The following is a 17931-nucleotide window of genomic DNA, read 5'->3' as shown; positions in this document are numbered from 1 at the left end:
GAACACCGGGCGAGCTTCGGGCGACCGCCGTTTGTACCGCGCCAGAAACGGGCGCCGTCCGGTCGGCGGGTCCGGTCGTCGGGGACGTCGCGTCCCGGTGCGACGACGGCGGTCCCGAGCAGTGGCTCAGGCGGCCGGCCGCCCAGGAGCCAGGCCGGGGACGACGACCGCCGCGACCGCCACGTGCATCAGGGCGAGCCAGAGCGCTGCCGCCCCGGACCCTGCGCCCAGGGGGCCCAGGAGCGACACCACCAGGACGGCTCCGCAGACCACGAACCAGCCGGTGCGGCGTTGCCGGAAGAACAGCGAACGCACGCCCCAGGCGGCCAGCGCGGCGAGGACCGAGACGATCGCGACGGCGGCCGGGCCGATGTCGACGGGCGGGTCGCCGGCGGCGAGCGCGACGCCGGCGACCGGGTCGGCGAGGACCCAGACGACGAGAGCAATGAGCGGGGCTGCGACGACGACCGACCAGACGGGGACGCGTCGGGCGGTGACGGTGGGGACGGCGATGGCGGTCATGGCGTGCTCCGGTTGGTGAGGACCCTGGAAACCTCCCGCCGCCATGGCCTCCGACGCCTCGGGCGGACGGCTGGCGACGACGAGCCCATCGACGCCCCGACCCCCGACTTCGGTAGGTATCGCGACGTCCGACCCGTTCCTACGCTCGCCCCATGTCCACCGACGACTGCGACACCCGCCCCTCCTACGACCTGAAGAGCCCCTGGTACAACCAGGCCGGTTCGGGCTGGCTCGCGCTGTTCGCGTTGTTCAGCCTGGGAAGCGTCTGGGCGGCCTGGAACGACGACGCCAACCCCCTGCCGAGATGGTCGCTCTTCGTGATCTGGGCCGCGTCGTTCGGCGCCCTGGTGCTGGTCAGAAGCCGACCCATGCTGTCGGGTGCGCTCCTGGCCGTGCTCACGGCGATCAGTGCCGTCGCCGGTCCCGCGTCGGCGTCGGTGGTGTTCGTGACGGCCCGCTGGTACCGGTTGGCGACCGCGCTCTGGGTGGCCGGATTCGTGGTCGTCGGCACTGGTCTGCGGGCGCTGTGGTGGCCGGACGGCGTCGGCATCGCGGTGCGGTGGTGGCTGATCGGTGACGTCGCGGTCCATGCCGCGCTGCTCGGCTGGGGCGCGCTCTGGCGGACGCGGGCGGAGCTGATGTGGTCGCTGCGCGAGCGCGCGCGGCGCGCCGAGCGGGACCAGGAGCACCGCGTCGCAGAGGCGCGGACTGCCGAGCGGACGCGGATCGCCCGCGAGATGCACGACACGCTGGCTCATCGCCTCACGCTCGTCGCGACGACCGCCGGGGCGCTCGAGTACCGCACGGACCTGTCCCCGCAGCAGGTCGCGACGGCGGCCGCGGTGGTGCGCTCGAACGCGAGCGAGGCGCTCGAGGAGCTGCGCACCGTGATCGGCGTCCTGCGCACGAGCCCCGACGAGCTGCGCCCGACGCCCGGCCTCGCGGATGTCCCGAGGCTGGTAGACGAGACCCGCACGGCCGGTGTCGACGTGACGCTGGACGCCGCGGACCTCGACCTGCCGACCGCCCTCGACCTGGCCGTCTACCGCACGTGCCAGGAGGGGCTGACCAACGCGCGCCGGCACGCGCCGGGTTCCGCGGTCACGGTGCAGGTGGTCGCCGAGGACGGCGTCCGTGTCCTCGTCGTGAACACCGCCGGAGGCAAGGGGGACAGCAACGGGACCGGCACCGGTCTGATCGGGCTGACCGAGCGCGTCGAGCTGCTCGGCGGCCGGGTGCACGCGGGACCTGCGGGCGACGGGTTCCGCCTCGAGGCGTGGATACCGTGGGAGTCATGACCAAGGTTCTCGTCGTCGACGACGACGCGCTCGTGCGCGCGGGGCTGACGCTCATGCTCGACGGCGCGCGGGGGATCTCGGTGGTCGCCCAGGCCGCCGACGGGTCCGAGGTGCCGGCGCTGCTCGACGCGCACCCCGTCGACGTGGTGCTGATGGACCTGCGGATGCCGGGGACGGACGGGATCGCGGCGACGCACGCGGTCCGACGCCGGACGGACGCACCCGCGGTCGTCGTCCTCACCACGTTCGACACGGCCGACGAGGTCGAGGCCGCGATGCGGGCCGGTGCGAGCGGCTACCTGCTCAAGGACACCGAGCCGGCGCGCATCGTCGACGCTGTGCTCGCGGCCGCGCGGGGGGAGCCCGTGCTCAGCCCGCGGGTGGCCCGGCGTCTCATGGACACGAGCGCGCGCACGGGGGACAGCCGCCTCGCCGCGAGGGAGCAGCTGGACCGGCTGACCGAGCGCGAGCGCGACGTCGTGGTGGCGATCGGTCGGGGCGCGAGCAACGCCGACATCGGCCGCGAGCTGTACCTGTCCGTGGCCACCGTGAAGAGCCACGTGTCGAGCGTGCTGCTCAAGCTCGGGCTGGAGAACCGGACCCAGGTGGCCCTGCTGGCGCATGACGCCGATCAAGCCTGACGCACTACCGTGGCCCCGTGCTGCTCTCCGACCGTGACATCAGGGCCGAACTCGAGTCGGGCCGCGTGGCCCTCGAGCCCTACGACGCCTCCATGCTCCAGCCGTCGAGCATCGACGTGCGTCTGGACAAGTTCTTCCGGCTGTTCGACAACCACAAGTACCCGTTCATCGACCCGTCGCAGGACCAGCCCGACCTCACGCACCTGGTCGAGGTCGATCCCGGCGAGTCGTTCGTGCTGCACCCCGGCGAGTTCGTCCTGGGGTCCACGTACGAGGCCGTGACGCTTCCCGACGACATCGCCGCCCGGCTCGAGGGCAAGTCGTCGCTGGGTCGCCTCGGCCTGCTGACGCACTCGACCGCGGGGTTCATCGACCCCGGGTTCACCGGGCACGTGACGCTCGAGCTGTCCAACGTGGCGACGCTGCCGATCCTGCTCTGGCCGGGCATGAAGATCGGCCAGATGTGCTTCTTCCGGCTGTCGTCGGCGTCCGAGCACCCCTACGGCTCGTCGCAGTACGGCTCGCGGTACCAGGGTCAGCGCGGTCCGACGGCCTCGCGGTCCTGGCAGAACTTCCACCGCTCGGACGTCTGATGGCCGCACCGCGCCTCCCCGCGTCGAAGGAACCGCGGCACCTCCTCGTCCTCCCCGAGGACGTGGGGGACGACGAGGTCGAGGTGCTCGCGGTCAGCCGCTTCCCGCAGGCGCGCTGGGAGCAGAACGACGTGCCGGCGCCGCGGGGGATCATGGGCCCGATGACCGCCGCGCTGGGCATGCGCACGGTCAGCGCGAACATGACGCCCGCCCGCACGTTGCGGGTCGCGCGCCTGTCGACGCTCACCGGCCCCTACGCGGTGGAGGCGCCGGACGCGGTCGGTCTGGGGCTGCCGTCGTGGTCGACCTACGCGTACGTCGTCGCCGCCCCCCGGGAGCGCGGCGACAAGCCCTATCCCGGCGGCGATCGAGACGGTCTCAAGCGCGCGTTCCCCGACGGCATGCCCGTGCGCGAGGAGGAGCGGGTCCTGCAGTGGCTCGTGGCCGTGGCGCGCAGGCTCGGCGGTGCGGTCCGGATCGCCGACAACGGGATCGTGCTGGTGCCCGACGTCGACGGCGCGATCGACCTGACCGTCTACTCGGACCGCTGGCTGGAGCCGCCCGAGGCGCTCGCCGTGGTGCAGCAGGTCCACCCGCGCGCCCGGCTCGGCGAGGGCACGGGCACGTGGGACGGGCCGCTGCCCGGTGCCGGCCGGGACGCCGGCATCCGTCCCGCGTGGGTGACCGAGGTGGGCGGTGCGGGCCTGCACGACGCGTTGGAGTCGTACGGCGTCGCCGACCCCGCCGAGCGCCAGCGCCTCCACGACGAGGCCTCCGCCTACGACGAGCTGATGATGGCCGCGCCGCCCCCGGCGGAGGCGTTCGGGGTGCTCGTCGACCTGCAGCACGACGGCATCCTGTCCGTGGAGGCGGCCGCCGAGACCGAGCTCCCGCCGCTGCTGCGCGGGCTGCCGTGGACCTCGCGCGGGGTGGTCGCGTACCGCGTGCACTGGGAGCCGCAGTTCGTCGAGGAGCTCGAGGCCGAGCGTCCGTCGTTCGAGCACCGCGTCGCCCGGAGCCGGGCCGCCCCACAGGTCCAGGCGCTCGCCCGCGCCATCCACGGCGCGACGGGCGGCGAGATCGCCGACGAGGCCGACTTCCTGGTCGACCCGGAGGACGTGTGAGACGGCCGGCTCGTCGCGACGAACGCACTGCGGTCGGTAGTTTCGGATCATGGTCGTGAGCGCTGAGCAGTTCGTGGGGGCCGTGGACCGGTGGTGGGACATGACCTTCCCGCCGGGCAGCGACAGGCCCGAGTACGACGAGTTCAAGTCGGACCTGGTGCTCGCGGACCTGTGGGTGGCCGACATGGTGCTGCCGTTCGTGCGGCACGGCGTGGTGCGACCCGACCCGATCGGCATCCCGGACAAGCTCGAGGCCCTCGACCGGCGGGCCGTCGACCTGCGTCTGGAAGCGGTGAAGGAGTCCGACCGCCTGCTCACCGAGTGGTACGTCGAGTACGCCACGACGCTGCGGGACGTCTACGCGCTGTACCTGGATCGCCTGACGATCGTGTGAGTGCGTGAGGTGACTAGGTGAGGTCGTCGTGGTCGCCGCGGACCCAGGCGATGTGCCGGTCGGCGGACGCACGCACGACTGCCCGGGCGTCCCGGTCGACGACGTTGGCGAAGTTGCCGTACAGCCGGTCGAAAGCGAACCGTTCGACGTGGCTGGTGACCCGTTCGACCACCGCCGCGGACAGCGGGATGTGGTTGGGGAAGCTCCGCATGAACGCGACGGACCGGCGGTCGGGGTTGGCGAAGATCGTGTCCCCCGACAGCAGCACGCCGCGCCCGTCCGCGCCCGCCGCCCAGTGCAGCACGGCGCTGCCGGGGAAGTGTCCGCCGGGCTGGCTGAGCGTGACCCCGGGGAGCAGCTCGTGCTCGTCGGACCAGGTGCCGACGACCGGGTCGGGCCGGCCCAGCCAGTGCACGTCGGACGCGGCGACGAGGACCGGAGGGTTCCCCAGCCGACGGCTCCACTCGACCTGCACGCCGTACATGTGCGGATGGCTCGCGACGACGGCGACCACGGTCCCGAGCCGCCGGACCGCCTCGACGACGGGCTCGTCGACGAAGCCGATCGGGTCCCACAGGACGTTCCCGTCGGGCGTGCAGACCAGCTTGGACTGCTGACCGATGCCCGCGTTCGGCGTGCTGGTGATCGCGTAGAGGTCGCGCTCGAGGGGTTCCAGGTGCGCCTCGTAGCCCTCCGCCGCCAGCTCGTCGAGCGTCGACCACGCCTGGCCCGCGGCGGGGACCCACTGGCGTTCGTCGGCGCAGATCTGGCAGACGTCGGTCTTCTCGGCGTGCTCGACGCCGCACGTCCGGCAGATCCAGAAGGTCACGGCTCGATGGTGGCCGAGCGGTCGACCACGAGCAAGCGGTACAGGTCCCGGAGCAGCGCGATCTCGGCGCCGTGGTGCAGCAGCTCCTGGTTGACCCACCAGACGACGTCGACGAACGGGTCCTCCGGGTCGCTGCCGTGGGGGAAGGTGCTGTATCCGACCGTGTCCAGGTCGTCGTCGGTCACGCGCTCGAGCACGTCGCGCCATGCGGCCGTCGCCGCGCGCAGGGCGTCGACCGCCGGGGCGGCGGTCCCCTGCGGCTCGACCTCCTCGGGGGTCAGCGCATGGGTGCCGACGCTGTGGTCGGCGCGCAGCGCGAGGCCCTCGGTGAGGTGGCTGAGCCGCCAGGCGATCGTCGTGAACGGCGGCGGGCTCGGGCGCGGCCACCCGCCGTCGCGACCCCACTCACCACCGCCGGCCAGCACCGCGGCGCCGGGGCCGGGGCCGTCGGCGCGCGGGCGGACCGTCCAGCAGCCCGGCCCGGGCTCCCACAGGTACTCGTCGTCCGTGAGCGGCGGGACCGGCACCTCGTCGTCGTCGCCGCTGTTCATGGTCGGGCCCGCGAGCCGGGCAAGCAGGCGGTCGGCGGCCTGGTCGAACTGCGCGCGGAACGGGTCGGTGCGAGGTCCCATCGGACCAGTCTCTCTACCCCAGGCCGAGCGCGCCCAGCGTGGCCGACGACAGGGGGACGGTGTTCGTGCCCACCGGGACCGCCGAGCCGTCGCGGACCGCGTAGAAGCCCTGCGCGCTGTTCACCAGGGCGCCGTCGGCGAGCAGGAAGACGTACTCGTCGCCGACGACGAGAGCGCTGGCGGGTGACGACGCACGCGTGTCGTAGGTGAACGAGGTGGCCGACGAGCCCTTCGCGACGGCGGTGATGTCGATCGTGCCGGTCCCGTCAGCCGCCGCGGTCAGCGTGCCGCGCACGATCGTGTCGGAGGCGTCCTCCAGGGCCGCGGTCGACGTGTAGAACGGGAAGTCGAGCACGCGGTCGAGGTCCGGCGAGGCCATGCGCGGGGCGATCGCGATCATGGTGATCACCGCCAGCACGACCACGACGAGCCCGACCCGGACCGGCGTGCTCAGCCGCTTGCGCCGTCGTGGCGCCTTCTCCAGGCTCGCGGCCGCCCGCGGGACCAGGACGCGCAGCTCGTCCCAGGCGCGCGGGTTCAGCGGTGCGTCGACCTCGGGCAGCGGGTTCGGTTCGCCGGGCACGCGGCGGGCGGCGTTGAGGTGCCGGACGACGGCGGTGCGCGACTCGCCGGTCACCGTGGCGATCTCGGTGATGCTCAGCTTGTCCCAGAACCGCATCCGCAGCACACGCCGGTCGATCCCGAGATCGGCCGCCGGCAGCAGGCTGTCGGCCGCGCCGACCAGCCAGCCCAGGGTGACCGGTACGCCGTCCCGCGCGGCCCGCCAGGCCAGCTGGAAGACGCCCTGGGCGACGTCCGCGGGGTCGGTGGCGCCGCGGCGCGCGGCGTAGCGGACGATGCGGCCGTGGGTGTCGGCGTACAGGATCGCGAAGGCGTCCTCGACGCGAGGATCGACGCTCACGCGGGCTTGACCACGCACCACTCGTTGCCCTCGAGGTCCAGCAGGACCTGGAAGGACCCGGCGGTGTCCGCGTGCAGGTCGCCGACGCGCGTGGCACCGAGAGCCTCGGCCTCGGAGGTCGCCGCGGCGATGTCCGACACCTCCACGTCCAGGTGCACGCGGTTCTTCACGGCCTTGCCCTCGGGCACCCGCTGGAACGCGACGCGCGTCCAGCCGGGCGGGTCGAGGTACCACCAGTCCTCGTCACGACCCGCGGCCTCCCCACCCAGCACCTGCGCCCAGAACGCGGCCAGCGCGGCCGGGTCGGCGCAGTCGAAGACCACCTCGTCGATGCGTCCGATCATGCGGCGACGGTACCGGGCCGCTCCGAGGTGGCGAACTGCGTCCGGTACAGCTCCGCGTAGACCCCGCCGCGCGCGAGCAGCTCGGTGTGCGTGCCCTGGTCGATCACGCGCCCCTTCTCCAGGACGACGATCGAGTCGGCCTGCCGGACGGTGGACAGCCGGTGCGCGATGACGATGCTCGTGCGGCCGGACAACGCCTCGTCGAGAGCAGCCTGCACGGCCGCCTCCGACTCCGAGTCGAGGTGCGCGGTGGCCTCGTCGAGGATCACCACGTCCGGGGCCTTGAGGAGCATCCGCGCGATGGCGAGGCGCTGGCGCTCGCCGCCGGACAGGCGGTAGCCGCGGTCGCCGACCACGGTGTGGATGCCGTCGGGCAGGGTGGCGACGAGGTCCGCGATGTGCGCCTGGCGCAGCGCGATCTCGATGTCCGCGTCGGTGGCCTCCGGCCGGGCGTAGCGCAGGTTCTCCGCGATCGTGTCGTGGAAGAGGTGCGCCTCCTGGCTGACGACGCCGACCGTGGCGCGCAGCGAGGCCTGCGTGACGTCGCGCAGGTCCTGGCCCGCGATGCGGACCGCCCCGGAGCTCGGGTCGTACATGCGCGTGACCAGCTGCGACAGCGTCGTCTTGCCCGCGCCCGAGTGGCCGACCAGCGCGACCATGTTGCCGGCAGGCACCTCGAAGCCGACGTCGGTGAGCGTCTCGCCGTGCACCTCGCGGGCCAGGGTCGCGACGGACTCCAGGGAGGCCAGAGAGACCTCGTCGGCGCTCGGGTAGCGGAAGGAGACGTGGTCGAGCGTGACGGATGCGCCCCGGCCGGCCACGGCCTGCTGCAGGTCGGTCGCGTCCGGCTTCTCGGCCACTGTCGGCTCCAGGTCCAGCACCTCGAGCACCCGCTCGAAGCTCACCAGGGCGGTCATCACGTCGACCTGCACGTTCGACATCGACGTGAGCGGTCCGTACAGGCGCCCGAGGTAGGCGGTGAGCGCGACGACCACGCCGACGGTGAGCGTGCCGTGGATGGCCATCACGCCGCCGATGCCGTAGACGGTCGCCACGGCGACCGACGCCAGCGTGGTCAGGCCGACACGGAACCACGTCGAGTACAGCGCGCGCGTGACGCCGATGTCGCGGACGCGGCGGACCTGCTCGCCGTACATGGCGGACTCCCGGGCCGGGTCGCCGAAGATCTTGACCAGGTGCGCGCCGGCCACGTTGAACCGCTCGTTCATGATCTGCGCGGCCTCGGCGTTGAGCTCGTAGCTCTCGCGCGTGACCTTCGAGATCTTCTTGCCGAAGAATCGCGCGGGCAGGACGAACGCCGGCAGCAGGATCAGGGACAGCAGGGTCAGCTCCCAGGACATGCTGAACATGGCCGCGAGGACGAACACGATGGTCAGCGCGTTGCTGACGACGTTCTGCAGCGTGCTGGTGAACGCCTGCTGTGCGCCGAGCACATCGCCGTTGAGGCGCTGCACGAGCGCCCCGGTCTTGGCGCGGCTGAAGAACGCGAGCGGCATCTTCTGCACGTGGTCGAAGACGGCGGTGCGCAGGTCGAGGATCAGGCCCTCGCCCACCTGCGACGACACCCAGCGGTCGGCGACGGACAGCCCGGCGCCCAGCAGCGCGAGGCCCGCGACGGCGGCGGCGATGGCGATGACGACCTCGGTGTCGCCGGCCGTGATGCCGTTGTCGATGAGGTTCTTGAACAGCAGGGGCGTGACCGCGCCGATGGCGGCCTCGAGGCCGATGAGGACGAGGAAGACCGCGAGCCTGCCGCGGTACGGGCGCGCGAACTGCAGGATCCGTCGGCGGGTCTCCTTGGTGAGCTTGTGCTCGCGGACCTCGCGGTCCTTGAAGAAGCCACGCATCGTCGGGGCGCCGCGCCCGGTCTGGGGCATCGTCATGCGCCCACCTCCTGTGGTTGCTGAGATTTCGCTGAGGTTAGCTCACTATGTGACTGGCTCACAAGTTGCGATAGCCTCCGCTGTGTGAACACCGAACGCGAGCGCGATGCTTCCGGCGAGCTGCTCGAGCTCCTCTACGCGGTCCTTCGCGGGGTCCGTCGCGAGACCGGGCCGTACGCCCCGGGGCAGCTGCGGTTCCTGCGCACGCTCCACGACTGCGGCTCCGCACAGCGACCGGGAGCGCTCGCCGACGCCCTCGCCGTGGCGCCGCGGTCGGTCACCTCGAAGGTCGACGCGGCCGAGTCCGAGGGCCTGGTCCGGCGGCTGCCCGACCCGACCGACCGGCGCGCGACGCTGGTCGAGCTGACGCCGGCCGGGCACGACGTCCTGGCCGCGACCCGCCACCTGCGGCACGAGCACGTCGCCGACCGGCTCGCGCGGCTGTCGTCGCCGGAACAGGCAGAGCTCCTGCGGCTGCTGCGTGTGGTCGGCGCCGACTGACGCCATCATGGGCCGTGTGGCCACCGACCCCGACGACGACGAGCTCGAGCTGATCCGCCGCTCCGGGGTGGTGCTGCGGGTGGGTCGCCTCAGCCTGTCGTCGGGGACCGGCTCGTACCGCGTCAAGGCGTCGATGGCGCGGGTGGCCCGCGCGCTGGGCATCGACCGGCACGAGGCGCAGGTGACGCTGACCGAGATCACGACCACCTCGCACCGCGGCGCCAGCTTTCGCACCGAGGTGACCGAGGTGCGCGCGATCGGCATCAACGTCGACCGGCTCGCCGCGCTCGAGCAGCTGGCCGGTCGACTCGACGCCACCGGCCGGACGAGCGTCGACGACGTCACCGAGTCCCTGGACCGCATCGCGGCCAAGCCCCCGCTCTACCCGCTGGTGCTGGGCGCGGTCTGGGCGGCGATCGCCTGTGCCGCGTTCTCCTTCCTGACCGGCGGGGGCGTGACCGAGATCGTCGGGGTCTTCGTCGGAGCGTTCCTCGGTCAGGCGCTGCGTCGCGCGCTGGTCCACCGCGGCGTCAATCCGTTCGCCGTGACCATGCTCTGCGCGCTCGTGGCCTGCTTCGGGTACCTCGGGTTCGTCTCGCTGCTCGATGCCACCGGCATCACCGAGGTGCCGCACCAGGCGGGGTACATCGCGGCCGTCCTGTTCCTCGTCCCGGGGTTCCCGCTGGTGACCGGCTTCCTCGACCTCGCGAAGATGGACTTCTCGGCCGGCGTCGCCCGCCTGACCTACGCCGTGATGATCGTGACGTCGGCCGCGCTCGCGGTCTGGGCGCTGTCCCTCGTCGTGAGCCTCACGCCGCATCCGCCCGCCCCGCCCGCACTCGACCCCGGGCCGCTCCTCGCGCTGCGGTTCGTGGCGAGCTTCGTCGGCGTGCTCGGCTTCGCCCTCATGTTCAACAGCCCCTGGCGGATCGCGCTGGCGGCCGCCGTGATCGGCATGCTGGCCAACGTGCCGCGCATCTGGTTCCTGGGCACGGGCGCACCCCCGCAGGTAGCGGCCGCGCTCGCGGCCCTCCTGGTCGGGCTGCTCACCGCCGTGGTGGCCCCGCGCCTCGACGTCCCCCGGATCACCGTCTACGTGCCGGCCGTGACGATCATGGTGCCCGGCGTGCTGCTCTACCAGAGCGTCTTCTCCATCTCGAACGGCGACACGATCGACGCGCTGGCGGCCGGCGTCGAGGCCGCGCTCGTCGTCGCCTCGCTCGCCATCGGCCTGGCCATCGCCCGCATGCTCACCGACCGCACGTGGGCCTACGAGCGCTGAACCGTCCAGGCCCCGTCGCGCATGAGCCAGCGGCCTGCCAGCTCGTCCTCCTCGCGCCACACCTGGATGCTGTGCGGCGTGAGCCGGAAGTAGGAGTACAGGCCCGCTTGGCGACGAGGGTCGAAGCCCGCCTTGCCCGCGAACGCGTCGCCGAGCTCCCGGTCCAGGGAGTCGGCCGGGGTCACGTCGACCGTCCCCTGCACCAGGACGACGTCGCGGGTCAGCCCCAAGCCCACCTGGACCGACGGGTTGGCCGCAAGGTTCCGTCCGGTCGGGCTGCCGGTCGTCGTCGCGAAGAGCATCGCGTCGTCGTGCCACAGGAAGGACAACGGCGTGAGGCGCGGTGCGCCGCTGTCCGCGTCGGTCGTCGCGACCCAGGCGTCGACGTCGTGGCCCAACCGGTACAGCGCGTCCTGCCGACGGGTCTCGCTGTCGCGCGGGCCGAGTGGCTCGGGCATGGCGGTCGGACCTCCCTGGTAAGTGCTGTGGACCCATTGTGAGGTCGGCCCGTCGCTGCCGCATGATCACCCCAACGTTTCGTCGGTCGAGGCCGTTGAGGCATCAACCGACAGGGGGAGGAGCTCGATGGCGCACTGGCGAGGTGTGCTCGACGAGATGGTGCGCGAGCGGCGATCGGCCCTCGTCGCCTACGCGTGCCTGTTCGTCGTCGACCGCCGGGACGCGGAGGACCTGGTCCATGACGCGCTCGTCAAGACCTTCGCCCGGCCTCGCGCCGTGACCGAGATCCACGCGGCCGAGGGCTACGTGCGCCAGGCGATCCGCACGGTGTTCCTCGACCAGACCCGCCGCCGCCGGACCTGGCAGGGCAAGGCGCACCTCTTCGACGACGGCCAGGTGCCCGGGGCGGAGAACGCCGCGACGGCGTCGGTCGACGTGGGCGCGGCTCTGGCCCTGCTCTCCCCCCGGGAGCGCGCGTGCATCGTGCTGCGTCACTTCGACGACCTGCCGGTCGCGGAGATCGCCGCTGCGCTCCACCTGTCCGAGGGCGCGGTCAAGCGCTATCTCTCCGACGCCACCGCGAAGCTGCGCACCACGCTCGCCCTCGCGGATGCCCCGCACGAGTTCGAGACCGCCCGCGTGATCGGTCGGGAAGGGAAGCCGTCATGAGCGAGGACTTCGCGGCAGCCCTGCGCGGCTTCGCCGACCACGAGCGCGCCGCAGCCGCCCTGTCCGCCCCCGACCCGGCCACCGAGGTAGGTGGCCTGGTTCGCCGGGTGCGCCGCCGGCGTGCCGTCCGGACCGGGTCGACCGCGCTGTCCGCAGCTGCCGTGGTCGCCGCCGTCGCGGTCGCCGTGCAGCTGTCGGGCGCGCGGGTGCCGCCCCCGGCCCTTCCGGTGCCGTCCGTCACGGACGCCCCGACCGCGACACCGACCCCGACGCCCTCGCCGACGACCATCGCCGGGCCGTCGCCGAGCGCCACGTCGATGTCGACCCCAGAGCCTGCGACGTTCCGGGGGGCACAGCCCATGGCTCCGGGGATGCTGGCCTCGGCCGGCGCCGACTGGCACCTGGTCCAGTACGGCACAAGGGCCCAGGACGAGAGCGTCATCGACCCGGCGGCGATCTATCTGATCAGCCCGGACGGACGCCCGTTCGTCGTCCCGACGCCGACCGACCCGGCCGGCTGGTACCTCCTCGACTGGCTCCCGGGGAGCTCAATGGTGCTGGCGGAGAACGTCGACGACGGTGCGACCCGCGTGCTGGACCTGCTCTCGGGCGAGTCACGTCCGACGCTCGGCAGGTGGGGGACCATCGGGTTCGCGCACGACGGCAGCACCGACGTGCTCGTCGACCCGGGCCAGCCCCTCGACGGCGGCACGTCCAGGGCGGTGCTGCGTCGGTTGACCGCGGACGGCGCGATCCGCGCGGAGACGGCCCCCTTCGAGGAGCAGTGGAGCAGCGCCGGCTGGCTGGTGAACCCTTCGTCGACCCGGGTGGTCCTCAACGACGTGGCGGGACCCACCGCGGTCGCGCTCGACGGGCTCTCCCCGGTCGCGCTCCCGTCGCCCTATCCCGCCCGACCGGCGGCGTGCCGTGCCTGGTCGTGGGTCGATGACGACGACGTCCTCATGCAGTGCGCCCACGGTGGGACGGACGCGTTCGGGTTGGGGGTCGGGAGCGAGCTCTGGCTCGTACCCGTGACGTCCGGCTCCCCCCGCCTGCTCGTCGGGATGCCGGACGCGGTCAGCCTCGGTGGGGTGTGGCGGGTGGGGGACCGGCTGATCGCCGGTACCTTCGGGCCGGCGGAGGCCCAAGCCAGGTGGTGGGAGGTCGACGCCGAGGGTGTGCGCCCGCTCGCCGCCGGCGGCGACCCGAACCTGTTCGTGTACGGCGTCCACGGCTCCGAGGTGCTCGCGACGCTCAGGCCGTTCTCGATCGACGGCCCGGCGACGTCGTCGTTGGTCGCCATCGACCCGGTCGCCGGCACCATCAGGAGCCTGGTGACCGGCAGTCCTGGCTGGTTCACCAGCCTCGGGGTCACGCCGGCCCTGACCGGGCCGCCGCAGACCCAGGGCGGCGACTGACCCTGCAGGGCCCGCATCCGGCCGGGCACGCGGATCGCGATGTCGGCGACCGGGCCGGGTCAGCTCACTCGCCGCACGCGCCCGCCTTCGGGATCGAGAGCGGCGCCCCTGGGACTGCCGGGAGCACGAGCGCGTCGTACCACCCCTGTGCGGCCAAGGGCGCCGGGAGCACGCGACCGCCTGGGCTCCACGGCAGCTCGGACGCGCCGCACACCAGCATGTCGTGGACCAGGCGCGGTGACGAGCCGCTGTCGGACGAGGTGTGCCAGTCGCCGGTCAGCGACACGTCGTAGTGGAGCTGGCCGAACGTGTCGGGGTCGTCGCAGCTCACCAGCACCGACGCCTCGCGGACGTCCTGGACGCTGCACCGAATGCCCTGCGGTGGGCTGCCCAGGTCGACGGTCTGCGTGGCACCGGACTGGAGCTCGTACGTGACGAGCGAGACGCCGCCGCCGGCCGCGTCGGGGGCCAGGTAGACCAGTCTCGCGCCTGTGGGGTCGAGCCAGGCATCGCCCTCGATCTGCGTCGGGCCTGCGATCGTCGAGAACGACCCGTCGGTCTGCTGCCAGAACAGACCTCCGAGCGGGACGCCGAAGTACGGGTCCGCATCGGCCCACAGCATGCGGCCGTCGGGCAGCTGCCGAACGGGAGCCGGGTCGGCACCCAGGACGTTCGTGGGGAGCGCAATCCGGCCCTGGTCTCCCGTGCGCAGGTCGACCTCGGCGGCGCCCCAGCTCTCCTCGATGCCCTTGTAGAAGAGCCATGCCTTGCCTCGGGCGGCGTCCCACCACATGACCTGCGCCTCGCCGGATTCGGTCGGCAGAGACAGGACCCGGTACGTCGTGCCGTCCGGCGCGACGAGGAACAGCGCCTGCGTGCCGGCGGGGTCGAAGTGCCCGTTGTCGTCGTCCGGGACGTACGCCATCGTCGAGAACACCGTGAGCGCCCAGCCCGGACCCACAGAGTCCCAGGTCGCGTCGGTCATGGCCCAGCCGTCCGGCTCGGCGGCCGCGTCCTTCGTCGCGAGGGTGCGCGTCGTGGTCGGCGAGGGCGAGGGCGTCGGCGAGGGCGTCGGTGTGGGTGTGGCTGTGGGGGTCGCCGATGACGTCGGGTGACCGACCGGAGGCGTCGGCGCGGGACGTTCCACGAGTGCGGTGGCGCCGAGCCCGAGCACGGCCACGACCGCGAAGGACGCCGCGGCGAGGAGCGACTCGCGCCGGCGACGTCGACGACGGGCAGCGCGTTCGACCACCTGCACGGAGATGCCGGCGGTGCTCCGGTAGTGCGCAGCGACGTCGCGGGTCAGGCTCTCGACCCCGTCGCGGAACTCGTTCATCGAGGCCTCCGGATCGCTGTGACGTCGATGTGGTCTCCGTCGTGCTCGCTCAGCAGCGAGCCGAGGCGCTGTCGCGCATCGTGGAGGTAGCGCTTGACCGTGCCCGGTGCGACCCCCATCCGCTCGGCCACCTCGCGCACCGAGAGGTCGTCGACGTGGTGCAGGACGACCGCCGCACGCTGCTGCGGTGGGAGGGACACCAGTGCCGCACGGACGTCGGTGCGGTCGATGGCCGTGATGTCCGGGTTGTCGGCCGTCGGGAGTCGATCAGCCAGCGTCGGTGCCGCGGCGGACCACCGTCGGTCCTTGCGATAACCATCGGAGAAGACGTTCAGGATCGCGCGACGGACGTACGCCTCGAGCCACTCGACGTCGGCCGCGGACCTGCGCCGGGAGAAGGTCCTGACGAGCGCCTCCTGAACGAGGTCCTGCGCGGACGCGTACTCACCCGTGAGCAGGAACGCGTAGGCGACGAGCGCCGGACCCCGATCCCGGACGAGCCCGGCCAGACGTTCGTCCCCCATGCACGCAACCCGTCTCTCGTCGACCGTCCCGACGTCCTGGTACCTAGACGACCGGAACGAGCGTTCGGTTGTGCGCGACCGGCCGGTTCACCCGGATGAGCGTGAACCGGGCCGACGTCAGGGGGCTTCGCGGACGCGGTCCAGCAGCAGGACGGCGATGTCGGAGACCTCGGCCGCGCCGCCCGCGGCCGCGACGCCGTCGGTCAGCATGACCGTGCAGAACGGGCAGGCGGTCGCGATGGTCGACGCGCCGGTGGCCAGGGCCTCCTCGGCGCGCGCCGTGCCGATCCGCGTACCGATGGTCTCCTCCATCCAGACGCGGGCACCGCCTCCGCCGCAGCAGAACGACTGCTCCTTGTTCCGCGGCATCTCGGTCACGGTCAGGCCCGGGATCGCGCCGAGCAGGTCGCGCGGCGGGGCGTAGACCTGGTTGTGCCGGCCGAGGTAGCAGGGATCGTGGTAGGTGATGGCGCGCTCGTCGCCGGCGTCCATGGGCACCAGCCGACCGTCCGCGACCAGGGTGTTGAGCAGCTCCGTGTGGTGGACCACCTCGTAGCGGCCACCGAGCTGCGGGTACTCGCGGGAGATCGTGTTGAAGCAGTGCGCGCAGGTGACGACGATCTTTGTCGCCCCGACCTCGTTGAGCATCTCGACGTTGGCGCTCGCGAGCATCTGGAACAGGATCTCGTTGCCCGCGCGGCGGGCCGGGTCGCCGGTGCAGGACTCGCCGTCGCCGAGCACCGCGAAGCTGACGCCCGCCGTGTGCAGCAGCTCGGCGACGGCCTTCGTCGTGCGGATCGCGCGGTCCTCGTACGCGCCCGCGCAGCCGACCCAGAACAGGTACTCGATCTCGGCGGCCGACTCGACGTCGACCCCGAGCACCGGCACGTCGAAGTCCAGCCCCTTGGCCCACGCCAGCCGTTGCCGCGCGGGCAGCCCCCACGGGTTCCCCTGCCGTTCGAGCTTGGTGAACGTGCCGCCGAGCTCCTTGGGGAACGCCGACTCCATCAGCACCTGGTAGCGACGCATGTCCACGATCGCGTCGACGTGCTCGATGTCGACCGGGCACTGCTGGACGCACGCGCCGCAGCTGGTGCACGCCCAGAGCACGTCGGGGTCGACGATGCCGCCGCCGAGCAGGTCGACTCCCGCGTGGGACTCGTCGGGCTCCGGGAGCAGGTAGGGCGCCGTCGCGGCGGCATGGTCGCGCAGCGCGAGCGTCAGCAGCTTGGGGCTGAGCGGCTTGCCCGTCGCCCACGCCGGGCACTGGTCCTGGCAGCGGCCGCACTCGGTGCACGTCGAGAAGTCGAGCAGGCCCTTCCACGTGAAGTCCTCGATCGCTCCGACGCCGAGGCGCGCATCGTCGGGAAGGTCCTCCAGGGCGGCCAGGTCGATGGTCTCGCCGGCGGGGGTCCGCAGCGGCTGCAGCGGTCCGAGCGCGACCGCGCCGGACGGCTCGCGCCGCGCGTAGACGTTCACCACCGCGAGGAACCGGTGCCACGCGACGCCCATGGTCGGCTGCAGACCGACGACCACGAACCAGGACATCGACACGACGATCTTGACGGTCGCGACGACGACCACGGCGGCCTCGAGCGTCGTCGTCGGAACCCCGTCCCACATCGACCCCAACCACGCCGTGAGCGGGAAGTGCCACGCGCTGCCCTCGCCCAGCGCGTACTCGAGCGCGCGGATGAGGATCACCGCCAGGACGACCGCGAGCACGGTGCCCTCGACGTAGAACGCGCGCAGCTGGTGCGACCCGAAGAACCGCGACCGGCGGGCGTCCGGGCCGCGCGGCTGGAGACGGATCCGAAGGACGATCAACGCCAGGATGCCCAGCAGCGCGACCCACGCGAACGCCTCGATCGCCCACTCGAGCGGTGCGAAGCTGCCGATCAGCGGCAGCGTGAACTCCGCGTCGACCACCTGCCCGTACCCCGTGACCAGCGCGAGGAAGAGCAGCGGGAACGAGATCATCACCACCCAGTGCGCGACCTTGACCACGGGCCTGTGCTGGAACCGACCATGCCCGAACACCTCCCTGAGGAGCGTCCGCGTGCGCGGCCCGACAGGCGTCCACCGTCCGGGCAGCGCCCGCCCGACGCGGACCGTCCGGACGATCGCGGCCACCCCGCGCCCGAAGATCGCCACGCCGACCACCGTCGCGACGACGACGACCGACAGGCAGGTCCACTGCAGTGCATCCACGGGCGCCACGGTACTGGTCGCGCACCTGAAGGTGCGGCTGACCCGGCCCGCCGCTGTGCCGCCAACCCGCTCCGTGCGGCTGCCCGACGAGAACGGCATTTCGTCGCGAGAACGGCAGTTTGAGCTGCCGTTCTCGTGCCTGACTGCCGTTCTCGAGGCCGGGCGGACGGGCAGACGGGTGGGCGGCCGGGCGGGCGGATCGTGGGTGGTCTCCGTCGGTTGCCTCGGACGCGTTGATAGGGTGGAGACCAATCCGAAGTGCATCACGGGGGCGCTGAACGCGTTCGCCGTGCGTGCCTGCACCTGCCTGCTGACCCACCCCACAGAT

General features: G+C 72.6%; 19 protein-coding genes. 9 read left to right on the top strand and 10 right to left on the bottom strand.

Annotated features, from left to right (window positions below):
- Positions 1-126: 126 nt before the first annotated feature.
- Entirely contained in the window at positions 127-522 is a 396-nt protein-coding gene (locus ACPPVS_RS17860; protein ID WP_426593579.1) for a DUF6069 family protein, read from the bottom strand.
- A gap of 152 nt (positions 523-674) precedes the next feature.
- Here ACPPVS_RS17860 and ACPPVS_RS17855 point away from each other — a divergent pair, with 152 nt between their 5' ends.
- Genes ACPPVS_RS17855 through ACPPVS_RS17835 form a run of 5 tightly spaced genes read left to right on the top strand, consistent with a single transcriptional unit; the run spans position 675 to position 4572 of the window.
- Positions 675-1820, top strand: coding sequence for a sensor histidine kinase (locus tag ACPPVS_RS17855; RefSeq protein WP_426593578.1), 1146 nt, complete (start codon positions 675-677; stop codon positions 1818-1820).
- The gene (locus ACPPVS_RS17850; protein WP_426593577.1) at positions 1817-2461 is read left to right on the top strand and encodes a response regulator; all 645 of its coding nucleotides are present in this window, start codon (positions 1817-1819) and stop codon (positions 2459-2461) included. The genes ACPPVS_RS17855 and ACPPVS_RS17850 overlap by 4 nt, the downstream gene beginning before the upstream one ends.
- A gap of 17 nt (positions 2462-2478) precedes the next feature.
- A complete protein-coding gene (gene dcd / locus ACPPVS_RS17845) occupies positions 2479-3054 on the top strand; it encodes a dCTP deaminase (RefSeq protein WP_426593576.1) in 576 nt (191 codons plus the stop codon).
- Entirely contained in the window at positions 3054-4178 is a 1125-nt protein-coding gene (locus ACPPVS_RS17840) for a hypothetical protein (RefSeq protein WP_426593575.1), read from the top strand. The genes dcd and ACPPVS_RS17840 overlap by 1 nt, the downstream gene beginning before the upstream one ends.
- A 49-nt stretch (positions 4179-4227) precedes the next feature.
- A complete protein-coding gene (locus ACPPVS_RS17835; RefSeq protein WP_426593574.1) occupies positions 4228-4572 on the top strand; it encodes a hypothetical protein in 345 nt (114 codons plus the stop codon).
- Between the two features lie 13 nt (positions 4573-4585).
- Here ACPPVS_RS17835 and ACPPVS_RS17830 read toward each other — a convergent pair whose 3' ends face one another.
- From ACPPVS_RS17830 to ACPPVS_RS17810, 5 genes are read right to left on the bottom strand one after another with little or no spacing between them, the layout of a single operon-like run.
- Positions 4586-5401 (bottom strand): MBL fold metallo-hydrolase, encoded by an 816-nt coding sequence (locus tag ACPPVS_RS17830; RefSeq protein ID WP_426593573.1) that lies wholly within the window; start codon positions 5399-5401, stop codon positions 4586-4588.
- Complete coding sequence (locus ACPPVS_RS17825; protein ID WP_426593572.1) at positions 5398-6033, bottom strand: DinB family protein; 636 nt, start codon at positions 6031-6033, stop codon at positions 5398-5400. Before ACPPVS_RS17825 ends, ACPPVS_RS17830 begins: the two co-directional genes overlap by 4 nt.
- Before the next feature lie 13 nt (positions 6034-6046).
- Positions 6047-6955, bottom strand: a complete 909-nt coding sequence (locus ACPPVS_RS17820) for an RNA polymerase sigma factor (RefSeq protein WP_426593571.1) — start codon at positions 6953-6955, stop codon at positions 6047-6049.
- The gene (locus ACPPVS_RS17815; RefSeq protein WP_426593570.1) at positions 6952-7299 is read right to left on the bottom strand and encodes a VOC family protein; all 348 of its coding nucleotides are present in this window, start codon (positions 7297-7299) and stop codon (positions 6952-6954) included. Before ACPPVS_RS17815 ends, ACPPVS_RS17820 begins: the two co-directional genes overlap by 4 nt.
- On the bottom strand, positions 7296-9203 hold the full coding sequence (locus ACPPVS_RS17810) for an ABC transporter ATP-binding protein (protein ID WP_426593569.1): 1908 nt from the start codon (positions 9201-9203) through the stop codon (positions 7296-7298). The genes ACPPVS_RS17815 and ACPPVS_RS17810 overlap by 4 nt, the downstream gene beginning before the upstream one ends.
- A gap of 84 nt (positions 9204-9287) precedes the next feature.
- Here ACPPVS_RS17810 and ACPPVS_RS17805 point away from each other — a divergent pair, with 84 nt between their 5' ends.
- The gene (locus ACPPVS_RS17805; RefSeq protein WP_426593568.1) at positions 9288-9704 is read left to right on the top strand and encodes a MarR family winged helix-turn-helix transcriptional regulator; all 417 of its coding nucleotides are present in this window, start codon (positions 9288-9290) and stop codon (positions 9702-9704) included.
- A 16-nt stretch (positions 9705-9720) separates the two neighbouring features.
- Positions 9721-10986, top strand: coding sequence for a threonine/serine ThrE exporter family protein (locus ACPPVS_RS17800; RefSeq protein WP_426593567.1), 1266 nt, complete (start codon positions 9721-9723; stop codon positions 10984-10986).
- On the opposite strand, the gene ACPPVS_RS17795 is transcribed toward ACPPVS_RS17800, so the two are convergent.
- Entirely contained in the window at positions 10974-11444 is a 471-nt protein-coding gene (locus tag ACPPVS_RS17795; protein ID WP_426593566.1) for a nitroreductase/quinone reductase family protein, read from the bottom strand. The two genes, ACPPVS_RS17800 and ACPPVS_RS17795, sit on opposite strands and share 13 nt — an antisense overlap.
- Before the next feature lie 127 nt (positions 11445-11571).
- Here ACPPVS_RS17795 and ACPPVS_RS17790 point away from each other — a divergent pair, with 127 nt between their 5' ends.
- Together ACPPVS_RS17790 and ACPPVS_RS17785 are read left to right on the top strand one after the other, a co-directional pair.
- Positions 11572-12114, top strand: a complete 543-nt coding sequence (locus ACPPVS_RS17790; protein ID WP_426593565.1) for a sigma-70 family RNA polymerase sigma factor — start codon at positions 11572-11574, stop codon at positions 12112-12114.
- Entirely contained in the window at positions 12111-13532 is a 1422-nt protein-coding gene (locus tag ACPPVS_RS17785; RefSeq protein WP_426593564.1) for a hypothetical protein, read from the top strand. The genes ACPPVS_RS17790 and ACPPVS_RS17785 overlap by 4 nt, the downstream gene beginning before the upstream one ends.
- A gap of 64 nt (positions 13533-13596) precedes the next feature.
- Here ACPPVS_RS17785 and ACPPVS_RS17780 read toward each other — a convergent pair whose 3' ends face one another.
- The 3 genes from ACPPVS_RS17780 to ACPPVS_RS17770 form a co-directional block, all read right to left on the bottom strand.
- A complete protein-coding gene (locus ACPPVS_RS17780) occupies positions 13597-14868 on the bottom strand; it encodes a hypothetical protein (protein WP_426593563.1) in 1272 nt (423 codons plus the stop codon).
- Positions 14865-15392 (bottom strand): RNA polymerase sigma factor, encoded by a 528-nt coding sequence (locus ACPPVS_RS17775; protein WP_426593562.1) that lies wholly within the window; start codon positions 15390-15392, stop codon positions 14865-14867. The genes ACPPVS_RS17780 and ACPPVS_RS17775 overlap by 4 nt, the downstream gene beginning before the upstream one ends.
- Before the next feature lie 117 nt (positions 15393-15509).
- Complete coding sequence (locus ACPPVS_RS17770) at positions 15510-17603, bottom strand: (Fe-S)-binding protein (protein WP_426593561.1); 2094 nt, start codon at positions 17601-17603, stop codon at positions 15510-15512.
- Positions 17604-17931 lie beyond the last annotated feature (328 nt).

Origin of the sequence: Cellulomonas sp. McL0617 (assembly GCF_049994875.1) — a bacterium.
Lineage (GTDB): Bacteria > Actinomycetota > Actinomycetes > Actinomycetales > Cellulomonadaceae > Cellulomonas.
This window is presented reverse-complemented; position numbering and strand designations above follow the sequence as displayed.